Here is a 13,158-nt window from a genome sequence, read left to right as displayed (position 1 = left end):
CCAACACACACGTTTCGGTTGTTATTCTGTTTCGTGCACGATTTGACGGAGCTAGACTGCGATGCGTCATTTCATCTTCGGCATGGCTTTCGTTTCCGCTTTCTGCGGCGCGATGTTTCCGGCGCGGGCTGAAATCGACAAGATCATCCATGTCTGCGATCGGCAGGATCGATTGTGTCCGGAATTCAGGCCGCGCATGAAGGCACCCGATGGGTGGACGAGGGACGAGGCCGCGAGTCTCAAATACGGCGCCTCGATGTTCGTGCCCAACGGGCAGACGTTCAGCAACGCCGAAGTCATCATCTATGCTGAAGGCCGCTATAACAAAGATCGGACCGAATTGATTCAATGGGTCGCAGCGAGCGATAGGGATTGGGCGACGACATCCGGCCAGAATGCCAGGATCACCATGCTTCCCTCGGTGAACCCCAAGGTCATCATCAACCGTTACGACAATCCGTCCCTGAGAGACCAGCCGATTGAAGTGATCGCGCACTACGCCGATCTCGACAAGGACGGCAATTCGTACGTCGTGCGGCTAGCGGTCTCCGGCCTCAACGAGACGGCGGTACTGGCCGCCGTACCACTTCTCGACAAAATGATCGTTGGCGCGAAGATTCCGTGAGAGCACAAGCCCAAATGCTAGTCGCCGTCGGGCGGGAGCGGCCACCTCAAGAACTCTACATTCGTTGACTCATGCGCCCGAACGACACGAAGCTGCCTTCGCAGCCGTCTGATCCATATCCAAATCTGCCTGATTGACCGGCCGCAGCTAATCCCAATTGCCCATAATTACAACCCTTTGCAGGGCGTTCCGGCGTGCTATGGATGCATCGCCTGCCGTGAGTGAGCCATGAGCGCCGACCAGTCGCCCAAAATCGTGATCGTCGACGAAAGCCCTGTGAGGGCCGCGATCCTCGAGGAGGGCTTGCGGGAGGCCGGATTCACGCAAGTTGTCCATATCCGCGAGATGCAGAGCCTGCTGGCCCGTATTTATGCGGTGGACCCCGACATCATCCTGATCGATCTGGAAAACCCCAGTCGCGACGTGCTGGAGGCGATGTTCCAGGTCAGCCGCGCCGTGAAGCGGCCGATCGCCATGTTCGTGGACCAGAGCGATTCCGCCTCGATCCAGGCCTCGGTCGAGGCAGGAGTGTCCGCCTACATCGTCGACGGACTGAAGAAGGAGCGCATCAAGCCGATCCTCGACCTCTGCGTGTCGCGCTTCAACGCCTTCGCCAAGCTCCAGGAGGAACTGGAGCGCACCAAGTCGCAGCTCGAGGACCGCAAGATCATCGAGAAGGCCAAGGGCATCCTGATGAAGATTAAGGGTCTCACCGAGGATGAGGCCTATGTGCTGCTGCGCTCCACCGCCATGCGCGAGAAGAAGAAGATCGGCGAGATCGCCCAGTCGATTATCACCGCGTCGGAGATGCTGAAATGACCGCTTCCCTCCGCATCGGGTTCATCCCGCTGGTCGATGCTGCCGCCCTGATCGTCGCCGTCGACAAGGGCTTTGCCGCTGCCGAAGGACTCGAGGTCGAGCTGGTGCGTGAGGTGTCCTGGTCCAACGTCCGCGACAAGCTTAATATCGGCCTGTTCGACGCCGCGCATCTGCTGGCGCCGGTCGCGATCGCGTCCTCGCTCGGGCTCGGCCACGTCAAGGTGCCGATCGCAGCGCCCTTCAATCTCGGCATCAACGGCAATGCGATCACGGTCTCGCCGGCTCTCCACGCGACGCTGATGGAGGTGATCGACGGCGACCGTTTCGATCCGCTCGCCACAGCAAAGGCGCTCGCGAAGGTCGTTGCCATCAGGCGCAAGGCGGGCGCCGAGCCGCTGACCTTCGGCATGACGTTCCCGTTCTCGACTCACAATTACCAGCTGCGATACTGGATGGCCGCAGCCGGCGTCGATCCTGACGAGGACGTCCGCCTGGTGGTGCTGCCGCCTCCCTACATGGTGGACAGCCTCAGAAGCGGCCATGTCGATGCCTTCTGTGTCGGCGCGCCCTGGAATTCGATAGCGGTCGATCTCGGCGTCGGCCACATCCTGCATTTTGTCTCCGACATCCTGGCGCACGCGGCCGAGAAGGTGCTCGCGTTGCGTCAGGTCTGGGCCGACAAGAATCCGGATGTGGTCGCAGCCCTGGTTCGCGCGGCGGTGCAGGCGGCCCAGTTTATCGAGAACCCTGATAACCTGACCGAGGCGGCGCAGATCCTGGCGCAGCCCGAGCGGCTTGCTGTCGATGCCGAGCTGATCCAGCGCTCGCTCACCGGACGCCTGAAGATTTCGCCTGACGGCGCCGTGCGCGAGAGCGACCGCTATCTCCTGGTCGGACGCGAAGGGGCGGGGCGCCCGGACCCGGTCCAGGCCGCATGGCTTTACGCGCAGATGGTGCGCTGGGGGCAGACGGCGCTGAGCGGCGAAGCCCTCAGGACCGCCATGGCCGTGTTCCGGCCGGACGTCTATGATGCCGCGCTCGGGCGCCGCGGAGATGACCTCGCAAGCACCCCGGTTGGTGCCTTTGCCGGGCCCCCGTTTGATGTCAGGGACATCGCTGGCTATCTGGCCTCGTTTGAGGTCGGTCGACGAGCTCCGTAGGGCTGCTCAAATCTTAATCACGTCGATTCGATGCCCAATCTTTGAGCGATTGCTGCCCGAAGCAGCATGAACCTTGATCCATTTCATGCGCTGCATCCAAATCCAAGTCACTGATTTTAGGCGGCTTTGCGGTTTATGCTGCGTTGGCACACTCCTTGAATAGGAAGAGCCCAAGCCGCCCGGCGCGGGCGCCGGCGGCTCCAAGTCCATGGTGGATTTCCGCAGCAACGAGGCTGAACGGATCGCTCAGGGCTCCGGCGAGGTGCATATGCACCTGGAAGCGGCTCCCTGCGATCAACGTCCGTTTCACCCGTTGACGCCGCCTTTCGCGCGGCATGCTGGAGCTTCGATATGGATTACGCGAAACCCTCAGACGTTGTGGCCTCGATGGTCGATGCCAGCCTGAAGAAGCTGGCGCTCGCCCCGCGCGACATCCTGATCCGCGGCGCGTTATCAGGCGCACTCCTGGGGGCGGCCACGACGCTCGCCCTGACCGGCGCGGTGACCACGGGGCAACCCATCGTCGGCGCGCTGATCTTTCCGGTCAGCCTGGTGATGATCGTGCTGCTCGGCCTCGAACTCGTCACCGGAAGCTTCGCGATCGTTCCGCTCGCACGTCTCGAAGGTAAGGCGAGCTGGAATGCGGTCATCGCCAACTGGTCCTGGGTCTTCCTCGCCAATTTGCTTGGCAGCATCGCCGTCGGCGCGCTGATCGCGATCTCGCTCACCAATATGGGCAGGCTCGAAGTCACCGGCGTCGCCGCGAAGATCGTTGCGGTTGCCGAAGCCAAAACCATCGCCAATGCCGCGATCGGCACCGCCGGTATGGTTTCGGTGTTCGTCAAGGCAATCCTGTGCAACTGGCTGGTCTGCCTCGGCGTCGTGATGGCGATGACCTCGACCTCCACGGTCGGCAAGATCGCGGCAACCTGGCTGCCGATCTTCCTGTTCTTCGCGCTCGGCTACGAGCATGCCGTCGTCAATATGTTCGTGATCCCGACCGGCATGATGCTGGGCGCCAAGGTCAGCGTCGCCGACTGGTGGCTGTGGAACCAGATCCCCGTGACCTTGGGCAATCTCGTCGGCGGCTTCGTCTTCACCGGCCTTGCGCTCTACACGACGTACAAGCCCGCAAAGCCGGCCGCCGAAGTGGCGCAGGTTGCGGTCCAGGCAGCAGAGTAGGTCCATTCAGTCCATGAAACTCGATACAGCACCCACGGCCGATTTCTCCGACGAGCAGAAGCGCTATCTCGAAGGTTTTATGTCCGGCATGCAGGTCGGACGCGTCGGGCGCGCTTTCGCAGCCGGCGGTGCGCCTGCTGCCGGCGCTCCTGCGGAGCCGACCGGCCCGGACGCGGCGGCAATCAAGGCCCAGGACAAGCTCATTGCGGCGGGCAAGAAGCTCACCGACCAGGAGAAGTTCAAGCGGGACCTGCATCCCTTCGACGCCTACGACCTGCTCAATGAGCAGGCGCGCAAGAACGCCAATCCGACGCCGGCGGACAATTTCCGCTGGCGCTATTATGGCATCTTCTGGGTGGCGCCGGCGCAGACCTCCTACATGGCGCGCCTGCGAATTCCCAACGGCGTCCTGAAGCACTGGCAGATGTCGGGCCTTGCCGACATCGCGGAGAGCTGTGGCGGCGGCTACACCCATGTCACCACCCGCGCCAATTTCCAGATCCGCGAGATCGCGCCGAGGAACGCAGTCAAGCTGATCGAGGGCGTTCAGGACATCGGCCTCTGCTCGCGCGGCGCCGGCGCCGACAACATCCGCAACGTCACGGGCACGCCGACGGCCGGTATCGATCCGCAGGAGCTGCTCGACACGCGTCCCTATGCGCGCGAGTGGCACTACCACATCCTCAACGACCGCTCGCTGTTCGGCCTGCCGCGCAAGTTCAACGTCGCCTTCGACGGCGCCGGGAAGATCGCGGCGCTGGAGGAGACCAACGACATCGCCTTCACCGCGGTCGAGGTGAAGGACGATTTTGGTGTCGAACCCGGAGTCTGGTTCAAGCTCGGTCTCGGCGGCATCACCGGGCACAAGGACTTTGCGAAATATTCGGGCATCGTCGTCCGCCCCGAGGACGCCACCGCTGTTGCCGATGCCATCGTGCGCGTCTTCATCGAGCATGGTGACCGCACCAACCGCAACAAGGCACGGCTGAAATACGTGCTCGACATCATGGGTCACGACGGCTTCCTCAAGCTGGTCGAGGAGCGCCTCAAGAAGCCGTTCGCACGCGTACCGGCCGAGGCGCTGGCGCCGCGCCCACTGTCCGATCGCATGGCCCATATCGGCGTGCACAAGCAGAAGCAGGCCGGCCTCAACTGGGTCGGCGTGGCCCTGCCGGTCGGCAAGCTCACCTGCGAGCAGATGCGAGGGCTCGCGAAGATCGCGCAGGATCTCGGTGACGGCGATATCCGTCTCACGGTCTGGCAGAACCTCTTGATCTCGGGCGTGCGTGACGAGAACGTCGCGCTCGTCACCGCCGCGGTCGAGAAGCTTGGTCTGGCGACGCAGGTCTCGAACGTCCGCGCCGGCCTGATCGCCTGCACCGGCAACGCCGGCTGCAAGTTTGCGGCGTCCGACACCAAGCGCCATGCCGCGGCGATCGGCGACTGGTGCGACGAGCGCGTCAAGCTCGACACGCCGCTCAACATCCATCTGACCGGCTGCCACCACTCCTGCGCCCAGCACTACATCTCCGACATCGGCCTGATCGCGGCCAAGGTGCCGGGCGCGAGCGAAGAGGACACGGTCGAGGGCTATCATCTCTTCACCGGCGGCGGCTTCGGTCCCGACGCCGATATCGGGCAGGAGGTGTTCCACGATGTGAAGGCCGAGGATGTACCGAAGACCGTCGAGGGCCTGCTCAAGGCCTATCTCGCCAACCGCGCCTCGCCCGAAGAGACGTTCCTGACCTTCTCCCGTCGCCACGACGGGGAAGCCCTGCGCAAACTCGCCGAAGCGGAAGTCACAGCATGACCCAGATGCCCGTCCCACCGAAGCTCGAGATCATCCCGCCGAACGCGCCCTTCAGCGAGGGACAACGGCTGTGGCTGAACGGGTTTCTCGTCGGCATGCTCGGTCTCGACGGCTCGACGCCGCTATCGCCGCTGGAGAACGGCGCCGTGCTCGCCCCGCAAGGCGACGGCGATGACGGCGAGGCGCCCTGGCACGATCCGGCGATGCCGATCGCCGACCGCATGAAGCTCGCCGAGGGACGTCCGCTCAGGCGTCGCATGATGGCCGCGATGGCGCAGCAGGATTGCGGCCAGTGCGGCTACAATTGCGCCGACTATTCGGATTCGATCGCCAACAAGAGCGAAGCGCGCCTGAACCTCTGCGCCCCCGGGGGCAAGGAGACGGCGCGGATGCTCAAGCAGCTGTTCGAGGAGATCGACAAGGCCCCAGCCGCGAAACCGGCCGCCGGAACTGCCGCTCCCGCCAGCGCCCCGGCTGCGCCGGAAGTGAAGGCCGAGCTCGGCCGCGCCCGCGAAAATCCGGCTGAGGCGACCTTCCTGTCGCGGCGTCTGCTGAACAAGGCCGGCTCCGAGAAAGAGACCTATCACGTCGAGTTCGATCTCTCCGAAAGCAAGCTCGACTACGTCGTTGGCGACAGCTTTGGCGTATTCGCGCGCAACGACCTCGGCCTCGTCGATCAGATCATCGCGCTGCTCGGCGCCTCCCATACCACCAAGGTCAACAACAAGACGCTGCGCGAGGCGCTGATCGAGGACGTCTCGCTGTCGCCGGCGCCCGACAAGCTGTTCGAGCTGCTCTCCTTCATCACCGGCGGCGCCCAGCGCGAAAAGGCGAGGGCCTTGGCGCAGGGCGAGGATCCCGACGGCGATGCCGCAACGCTGGACGTGATGGCCGCGCTGCAGAAATTTTCGGGCACGCGGCCACATCCGGAAGCCTTCGTCGAGGCGTTGGAGCCGCTACAGCCGCGGCTTTATTCGATCTCCTCGTCGCACAATGCGTCACCCGGCAAGCTGTCGCTGACGGTCGATTCCGTCCGCTATGTCATCGGCAAGCGCAAGCGTCTCGGCGTCGCCTCGACTTTCCTCGGCGAACGCATCAACGAGGGTGACAAGCTCAAGGTCTATGTGCAGAAGGCGCACGGTTTCGGCCTGCCACAGGATCCGAAGACGCCGATCATCATGGTTGGCCCCGGCACCGGCGTTGCGCCGTTCCGCGCCTTCCTGCTCGACCGCAAGGCAACCGGCGCGCAAGGCAAGAACTGGCTGTTCTTCGGCCATCAGCGCAGCGATTGCGATTTCTTCTACCGCGACGAGCTCAACGCGATGAAGACCTCAGGACTTCTGACGCGCCTGTCGCTGGCCTGGTCGCGCGACGGCGAGAAGAAGTTCTACGTGCAGGACCGCATGCGCGAACTCGGCCGTGAAGTGTGGACGTGGCTTGCGGAAGGCGCGCATCTCTACATTTGCGGCGATGCCAAGCGCATGGCCAAGGACGTCGAGCGCGCCCTGGTCGACATCGTCGCCCAGTTCGGCGCGCGCTCGACCGACGAGGCCGTCAGTTTTGTCGCCGACCTCAAGAAGAAGGGCCGCTTCCAGGCTGACGTGTACTGAGCCCTGGCGGGACCTCAGTGGATTGCCGGCGCCGCGCAACGCGCCGACGGGCGCGTTCTACTGTGCATGGGGTTGTTTTGCGATTTCGATTGGATGGAACCGGAGTTGGTTCCATTTGCTCCGAACTTTAGCGAATAGGATTTCTGGAACCCGCCGGTTCGGAGAATATTCGTCTGCGAAGTGGCGCCGGATGGCGCTTTCATCACTATTTACGTGATGGTCTTACGGCCATGGCCTCCGATCGTTCATACTCAAGTTTATGGTGCGTTGGAAATCGACCATCCGGGAATTGTCGGCGGAAGCCAGACTCCATCTCTATGCGCGATCGCTCTCCCGCAGGGCCAAAGCAAGCGCGCATCACATCGGGATCTACGGCGCGTGTGCGCTCATCGCCATGCTTGTCTTCGGCACGCTGTCGGCGCACCCGTTCTGATCACGCTCCGCGCCTGAACGGCGCGACCTCGATGCCCGCGTCCTTCAATGCCTGACGCAGCGTGCGCGCGATCTCGACCGCGCCGTGCGTGTCGCCGTGGATGCACACGGTGTCGGTGCGCATCTTGATCACCTTGCCCGTCACGGAGACCACCGCGCCGTCCTGGACCATGCGCACCACGCGCTCTGCGATCGCCTTGGCATCGTGCAGCACTGCGCCAGGTTTCTTGCGCGAAACCAAATTGCCGTCGTCCTCATAGGCGCGGTCGGCGAACACCTCATGCACCATCGGCAGGTTGGCCTCTTCGCCGGCCCTCACCAGTTTCGAATTGGCGAGCACGACGAAGATCAGGCTGGGATCGACCGCCTTGATGCCGGCGGCGATCGCCTTCGCCGTCATGTCGTCCTCGCAGGCGACATTGGAGAGCGCACCATGCGCCTTCACATGCGTGACCTTGTGGCCGGCCGCGGTCGCGATCGCCTGCAGCGCACCGATCTGATAAGCGACGAGGTTCTCGATCTCGGAAGCCTTCAGGCCCGCGATCGGATGCCGGCCAAAGCCGTGCAGGTCGCGGTATCCAGGATGCGCGCCGACCGACACGCCGCGTGCTTTCGCCAGCTCGACCGTCCGCCGCATGATATCGGGATCGCCGGCATGAAAGCCGCAGGCGACATTGACCGAGCTTGCGAGCTCGATCATGGCGGCGTCGTTGCCCATCTCCCAGGCGCCATAACCTTCGCCGAGGTCGCAATTGAGATCGATCGTCTTCATGGTTGCTCTCCGCCTTTGGTCTTGTCCTTACGGCTCCGCCGCGACCTGCCAGGTCCCGGCATCCATGGCGCTCACCGCATAGCCCGCCACGTTGGCGTCGCTCAGCGCCTCGATGTTGAGCTCGATCGTGTCGGAGGAGCGCAGGCGATCGGGCAGGGTGCGGATCAGCTGCTGGAACTTGCGCGCCTCGTCCTGCGCTTCAGCCATGGTCACGGCCTTGAAGCGGAAGCCCGTGCCCGCCGACGTCTGCGCGAGGCGGCCGACATCGGCCGTGATCACGGTTGCGATCTTGGGATAGCCGCCTGACGTGCCGCGGTCCATCATCAGCGCGATCGGCGCGCCGTTGCCGGGCACCTGAATGCTGCCGTTGACCGTGCCGTCGGAGACGATGTTGTGGCCGTGCAGATGTTTGATCGCAGGGCCTTCGAGGCGGTAGCCCATGCGGTCGGAGGTCGCCGAGATTTTCCACTCGCTATCGAGAAACAGCGCCTTGTTGGCGTCATCGAACTCATCGTCCTGCGGCCCGAGCACGACGCGGATCGGACCGCTCGCCGGCTTCGGCAGCTCGATGCGCAGCTCGGGCGCGCCGCTCGCGGCATCGACCGTGAACTCATCGCCGGCCTCGAGCGGGCGCGGGTAGGGGCTGCCGAGACCGGCGCGTGCATTGACCGCAAGGCTGCCGAACACCGGCTCGCCTTTGATGGCGCCTTCGATCGCGAGATAGGTGAACGCGCCGCCACGGGCAAAACCCAGCGTCAGCGGCTCGCCGTCCTTCAACGTCACCGACGTGTCCATAGCCACCGGTTTGCCGGCCACGTCCGCATTGCGTGGCGCGCCTGCAATCGCAACGCGCACGGCGCCGTCCCTGGCGGTGAAGGTCGCGCCGAACGGGCCGACCTCGACGGCGGCTGCGAACGGCTCGTTGCCGACAAGCGTGTTTGCGGCCGCGAGCGCCAGCCGGTCCATGGCGCCGCTGACGGTCAGGCCATAACGCTGCGCACCGTGGCGGCCGCCGTCCTGGACGGAGCTTGCTGGACCGATGCTGGTGACAACGAGCCGACTCATGCGTCAACCCGCTCGGCGACGATCTCGCCGGCTTCGGCGGCGCGGTCCAGTTCCTCGAACGTCTTGTGGTCGATGGCAAAAAACGTCACGCGATCACCGGGTTCGGTGAGGAAGGTCGGATTCCGGTGGAGCTGATAGGTTCTGACGGGCGTGCGGCCAAGCAGGTGCCAGCCGCTGGGCGCGGCGAGGCACTGGATCCCGGCCTGGACGCCGCCGATCGAGATCGTGCCCGCGGGCGTGAACAGCCGGGGGCTCTGCCGCCGCGACATATGCAGGGATTTGTCGAGGCCGCTGAGATAGGACCAACCCGGCGTGAACCCGATCATGGCGACGCGATAGTCGCCGCCGACGTGACGGGAGACGATGTCGTCGGGCGTGGTGTTGAGCGCTTTCGCGACATCCTCGAGGTCGATGCCGTGCTCGCCGCCATAGGCGACGGGGATGCGCCAGCGCCGCGCTTTCGTGGTCGGCGGCAGCTTCTGGCCAGCGATCGCAAGCAGCTTTTCGCCGAGCGCGTCAAAGCCGATCTTGCCGGGATCGTAATGCACCAGCAGCGAGCGATAGGTCGGAATCGTCTCGGAGATGCCCTCGATGGATGCAGCTGCAAGCGCCTTGTCGAGCGCCAGCACGCGCTCGTTGGCGGCATCGTCGATCGTGCGGCTGAACTCGACCGTGACGGCGCTGTCGCCACTGGGCAGAAGGCGGGGCGGGGGGAGCGTCTCGGCCATGAGTTGTCGTAATCGGGCCTATGGAAAAGCGCGGGCGCGGCCTTGAGGTCCGCGGTACCCCTGCTTCGCGTAAATGCGCCCGCAAGTCCAATAAATTAATGCAAGGGCATCTGATAAAGCCTTGTTATCGTGTCGCATAACAGCCCCGGCAGGGTCGCGTTCTTATCAGGGCTTTGGCCCTTGACGGCAAGCGCCCGGCTCGCAAGATGCGCGCGTTATTTCCTGCCCATCCGGAGCTCGTCTGTTTCCATGTCGCTGTCCCCCGAAGCCCGCAAAACCCTCGCCGGCATCACCACCGCAACCATCACCACGGTCCTGCTGAAGAAGGGCCTGCGCAACGTGTGGATGCGCGGCGCGCGTCCATTGCGCCCGGGCCTGCCGCGCCTGGTGGGACCGGCTTTCACGCTGCGCTTCGTGCCGGCGCGCGAGGACCTGGCAACGCCGGAATCCTGGTCGTCGCCGATCTCGACCCGCACCGCGATCGAGGCGATGCCCGAGGGCTGCATCGCCGTGGTCGATGCCATGGGCATTACCGACGCCGGCATCTTCGGCGACATCCTCTGCGCCCGCATGGTCAAGCGCGGCGTCACCGCGCTCGTCACCGACGGCGTAGTGCGTGACGTCGAGGGCGTGCTCGGCACCAACCTTCCGGTCTGGTGCGACGGCTATGCCGCGCCGCCGTCGGTTGCAGGTCTCACCTTCGTCGGCTGGGGCGAGCCGATCGGCTGCGGCGGCGTTGCGGTGTTTCCCAACGACATCGTGGTCGCCGACCAGGACGGCTGCGTGCTGATCCCGCAGGCCATGCTCGATCATGTCCTCAATGAGGGCGTCGAGCAGGAGCGGATGGAAGCCTGGATCGTCAACGAGGTGAACAACGGCGCGGTGCTGCCGGGCCTCTATCCCATGAACGCCGAAACCAAGGCGCGCTACGCCGCCAGCAAGAAGTAACAGGAAACGAGGACCCCATGGATGTCACGCTCGCAGGCACGCGGCCGACCCGCCGCGCGCCCAAGGAACACTTCACCGGCACCGTGTTGCAGGATCCCATCAACATGGCGCCCGCGCCGGCGCGGCTGAACGTCTCCCGCGTCTCATTCGAGCCCGGCGCCCGCACCAACTGGCACCACCATCCGCTCGGGCAGACGCTCTACGTCATTTCGGGCGTCGGTCGCGTCCAGACCAAGGGCGGCCCCGTCAAGGAAATCCGTCCCGGTGACACCGTCTGGATCCCGCCGGGGGAAGTGCACTGGCACGGCGCCTCGCCAAACAACAGCATGTGCCACATCGCCATGCAGGAAGCGCTCGATGGCGTGTTCTCGACCTGGCTCGAGCCCGTCACGGACGCCGAATATTCGGCGCCGCTCGGCTAGCAGGGGCCGTTCAGATCCGCTCCGCCGTCCACGTGCCCGAGCACATGGCGCCGCGCCATGTGCCGGAGCCTGATGTGCCACTGAGCCGGCCGGAGCCGACGGCGTGTTTGATGCCGGCGCCCAGGGTGACGTTGACGCTGCCGGCGTCGGCGACCTTGCCTGACGCCGTCACCGCCGCGCTGCTCGAAGCGATCTGACCGTTGCTGATACCGATCGCGACGGTCGCACCGTTGCCGCAGGTCTCGCTCGATGAGGAGATGCGCACGTTCCATGTGCCATCGAAGGCGGAGCCCGCCGCATCCGCCTGCGCGAGCGGGAACGCGATAGCAATAGTGGTGGCGAGGAGACTCTTGCGAAACCCGTTCATGACACGCTCCTATGGGTTGACCATGCGGGGATCGTGTCACGGGCGCGGAACCCGCGATGTGAGGACTGTCACGCGCGCAATTCCCGCGTGAGATGACGCACATCGGACCAACATCGTGGGACAAGAAAAGGGCCCGGATCACGGGCCCCGTATGTCTCGTTGCGGCGCTCGAACCTAGTTCACACGCGTCCAGGTCTGGCCGCCGCAGAACATGCCGCCGAAGGCACAGCCCTGCACGCGCAGGCGGTCCGTGCCCTTCAGTGAGATCGTCGAATCGTAGGTCGAGCCGCTGTTGGGATCGAGGATGCGGCCGGACCATCTCTGGTCTTTGCCGGGCTTCATGTTGATCAGGACCTGCTCGCCATTCTGGTTCGATTTGCTGTCGACCGAATAGCCGCAGAGATTTGTGCCGCACTGCTCGATGCGGACCTTGCCTTCCTTCTCCTCGGTGAGCCAGACGCCGAGCGGCGAATTGAGATCGCGCGTGGGCGCGGCGGCAGGCGCCGGCGGCGCAACGGCAGCGGACTGAACGGGCGCGGGTGCAGGCGCTGGCGGCGGAGGCGAGGCTGGAGGTGCGGTCGCCACGGGCGGAGCCGGCGGCGGAGGTGGTGCGGGCGGCACCGCGGCCACCGCCGGCGCAGCGCTCGGCGCCGGTTGAGGCGGCGGCACCATCGCATCCTCAGCCGGCGCCGTGCTGGCAGTTGCCGCCGGAGGCGGAGCAGCTGACGGAGGGGGCGGAGGGGGCGCTGCGGCAGTCGGGGCGGGTGCCGCAGGCGCTTGTTCTGCTGCAGGAGGCGCGGCGCCATGAGCAGGGGCCGGCGCCGGTGTATCCGGCGTTTGCGGATCGACCTTGGCTTGCGGCGGGGCCTGCTGGTCCGGTTTGGTGTCGTTCTTCTTGGCTTTCTTGACCTTGCCCTGGCCGGTGTTGTCGTAGACGCCAGGGATCGACACCGTGCCACGATCGGGATCGATCCGGATCGTGCGGCCGCCATACTCGAACGTGTACTGCGCTTGCGCGGCGGTGCTCGCCAAAAGGAATGCAGCCGTGGCCAACAGCTTCCTCATGTCCATCTCCCGAACAGGTGGTCCCGCTACCGACGCTTACGCGCCGGCCCGATCGCGAAAAGTGATCCAGATCACTGTCACGGTATGAGTCGCCCTCCGGCGGTTTCGGGTTCAATAACCCGGGAGGCGGTCCAAAGTTTGGCTGGGGCCAGC

At 64.9% G+C, this 13,158-nt stretch carries 13 protein-coding genes; 8 read left to right on the top strand and 5 right to left on the bottom strand.

What is annotated here, in order from left to right; all coding sequences use genetic code 11:
• Positions 1-61 precede the first annotated feature (61 nt).
• The 6 genes from XH88_RS37860 to XH88_RS37835 all read left to right on the top strand — a co-directional run bounded on the left by XH88_RS37860 (position 62) and on the right by XH88_RS37835 (position 7,206).
• Positions 62-625: a hypothetical protein gene (locus tag XH88_RS37860; RefSeq protein ID WP_271673248.1), complete on the top strand. Its 564-nt coding sequence runs from the start codon at positions 62-64 to the stop codon at positions 623-625.
• Positions 626-853: 228 nt separating this feature from the next.
• Entirely contained in the window at positions 854-1,444 is a 591-nt protein-coding gene (locus XH88_RS37855) for an ANTAR domain-containing response regulator (RefSeq protein WP_271673247.1), read from the top strand.
• Entirely contained in the window at positions 1,441-2,604 is a 1,164-nt protein-coding gene (locus tag XH88_RS37850) for a CmpA/NrtA family ABC transporter substrate-binding protein (protein WP_271673246.1), read from the top strand. The genes XH88_RS37855 and XH88_RS37850 overlap by 4 nt, the downstream gene beginning before the upstream one ends.
• A gap of 351 nt (positions 2,605-2,955) precedes the next feature.
• Complete coding sequence (locus XH88_RS37845) at positions 2,956-3,786, top strand: formate/nitrite transporter family protein (RefSeq protein WP_271673245.1); 831 nt, start codon at positions 2,956-2,958, stop codon at positions 3,784-3,786.
• Between the two features lie 13 nt (positions 3,787-3,799).
• A complete protein-coding gene (locus XH88_RS37840; protein ID WP_271673244.1) occupies positions 3,800-5,596 on the top strand; it encodes a NirA family protein in 1,797 nt (598 codons plus the stop codon).
• Positions 5,593-7,206: a sulfite reductase subunit alpha gene (locus XH88_RS37835; protein ID WP_271673243.1), complete on the top strand. Its 1,614-nt coding sequence runs from the start codon at positions 5,593-5,595 to the stop codon at positions 7,204-7,206. The genes XH88_RS37840 and XH88_RS37835 overlap by 4 nt, the downstream gene beginning before the upstream one ends.
• A 433-nt stretch (positions 7,207-7,639) precedes the next feature.
• On the opposite strand, the gene XH88_RS37830 is transcribed toward XH88_RS37835, so the two are convergent.
• The 3 genes from XH88_RS37830 to pxpB are packed head-to-tail and all read right to left on the bottom strand — an operon-like array spanning position 7,640 to position 10,203.
• Positions 7,640-8,410: a LamB/YcsF family protein gene (locus tag XH88_RS37830; protein WP_271673242.1), complete on the bottom strand. Its 771-nt coding sequence runs from the start codon at positions 8,408-8,410 to the stop codon at positions 7,640-7,642.
• A 27-nt stretch (positions 8,411-8,437) separates the two neighbouring features.
• Positions 8,438-9,475 (bottom strand): biotin-dependent carboxyltransferase family protein, encoded by a 1,038-nt coding sequence (locus tag XH88_RS37825; RefSeq protein WP_271673241.1) that lies wholly within the window; start codon positions 9,473-9,475, stop codon positions 8,438-8,440.
• Positions 9,472-10,203: a 5-oxoprolinase subunit PxpB gene (gene pxpB / locus XH88_RS37820; protein ID WP_271673240.1), complete on the bottom strand. Its 732-nt coding sequence runs from the start codon at positions 10,201-10,203 to the stop codon at positions 9,472-9,474. Before pxpB ends, XH88_RS37825 begins: the two co-directional genes overlap by 4 nt.
• A gap of 249 nt (positions 10,204-10,452) precedes the next feature.
• Between pxpB and XH88_RS37815 the strand changes: the two genes are divergently transcribed.
• A complete protein-coding gene (locus tag XH88_RS37815) occupies positions 10,453-11,151 on the top strand; it encodes a ribonuclease activity regulator RraA (RefSeq protein WP_036012452.1) in 699 nt (232 codons plus the stop codon).
• 17 nt (positions 11,152-11,168) lie between these two features.
• Positions 11,169-11,573, top strand: coding sequence for a (R)-mandelonitrile lyase (locus tag XH88_RS37810; RefSeq protein ID WP_271673239.1), 405 nt, complete (start codon positions 11,169-11,171; stop codon positions 11,571-11,573).
• Between the two features lie 10 nt (positions 11,574-11,583).
• Here XH88_RS37810 and XH88_RS37805 read toward each other — a convergent pair whose 3' ends face one another.
• The gene (locus XH88_RS37805; RefSeq protein WP_271673238.1) at positions 11,584-11,940 is read right to left on the bottom strand and encodes a hypothetical protein; all 357 of its coding nucleotides are present in this window, start codon (positions 11,938-11,940) and stop codon (positions 11,584-11,586) included.
• 174 nt (positions 11,941-12,114) lie between these two features.
• A complete protein-coding gene (locus tag XH88_RS37800) occupies positions 12,115-13,005 on the bottom strand; it encodes a DUF2147 domain-containing protein (protein ID WP_271673237.1) in 891 nt (296 codons plus the stop codon).
• Positions 13,006-13,158 lie beyond the last annotated feature (153 nt).

The organism is Bradyrhizobium sp. CCBAU 51627 (genome assembly GCF_028128765.1).
GTDB lineage: Bacteria > Pseudomonadota > Alphaproteobacteria > Rhizobiales > Xanthobacteraceae > Bradyrhizobium.
Note: the sequence above shows the minus strand (reverse complement) of the source record. Positions and strands in the feature narration are given on the sequence as shown.

Coding starts and splice junctions, on each gene's coding strand:
- XH88_RS37860 (WP_271673248.1), top strand. CDS start 62: ATGCGTCATTTCATCTTCGGCATGGCTTTCGTTTCCGCTTTCTGCGGC.
- XH88_RS37855 (WP_271673247.1), top strand. CDS start 854: ATGAGCGCCGACCAGTCGCCCAAAATCGTGATCGTCGACGAAAGCCCT.
- XH88_RS37850 (WP_271673246.1), top strand. CDS start 1,441: ATGACCGCTTCCCTCCGCATCGGGTTCATCCCGCTGGTCGATGCTGCC.
- XH88_RS37845 (WP_271673245.1), top strand. CDS start 2,956: ATGGATTACGCGAAACCCTCAGACGTTGTGGCCTCGATGGTCGATGCC.
- XH88_RS37840 (WP_271673244.1), top strand. CDS start 3,800: ATGAAACTCGATACAGCACCCACGGCCGATTTCTCCGACGAGCAGAAG.
- XH88_RS37835 (WP_271673243.1), top strand. CDS start 5,593: ATGACCCAGATGCCCGTCCCACCGAAGCTCGAGATCATCCCGCCGAAC.
- XH88_RS37830 (WP_271673242.1), bottom strand. CDS start 8,410: ATGAAGACGATCGATCTCAATTGCGACCTCGGCGAAGGTTATGGCGCC.
- XH88_RS37825 (WP_271673241.1), bottom strand. CDS start 9,475: ATGAGTCGGCTCGTTGTCACCAGCATCGGTCCAGCAAGCTCCGTCCAG.
- pxpB (WP_271673240.1), bottom strand. CDS start 10,203: ATGGCCGAGACGCTCCCCCCGCCCCGCCTTCTGCCCAGTGGCGACAGC.
- XH88_RS37815 (WP_036012452.1), top strand. CDS start 10,453: ATGTCGCTGTCCCCCGAAGCCCGCAAAACCCTCGCCGGCATCACCACC.
- XH88_RS37810 (WP_271673239.1), top strand. CDS start 11,169: ATGGATGTCACGCTCGCAGGCACGCGGCCGACCCGCCGCGCGCCCAAG.
- XH88_RS37805 (WP_271673238.1), bottom strand. CDS start 11,940: ATGAACGGGTTTCGCAAGAGTCTCCTCGCCACCACTATTGCTATCGCG.
- XH88_RS37800 (WP_271673237.1), bottom strand. CDS start 13,005: ATGAGGAAGCTGTTGGCCACGGCTGCATTCCTTTTGGCGAGCACCGCC.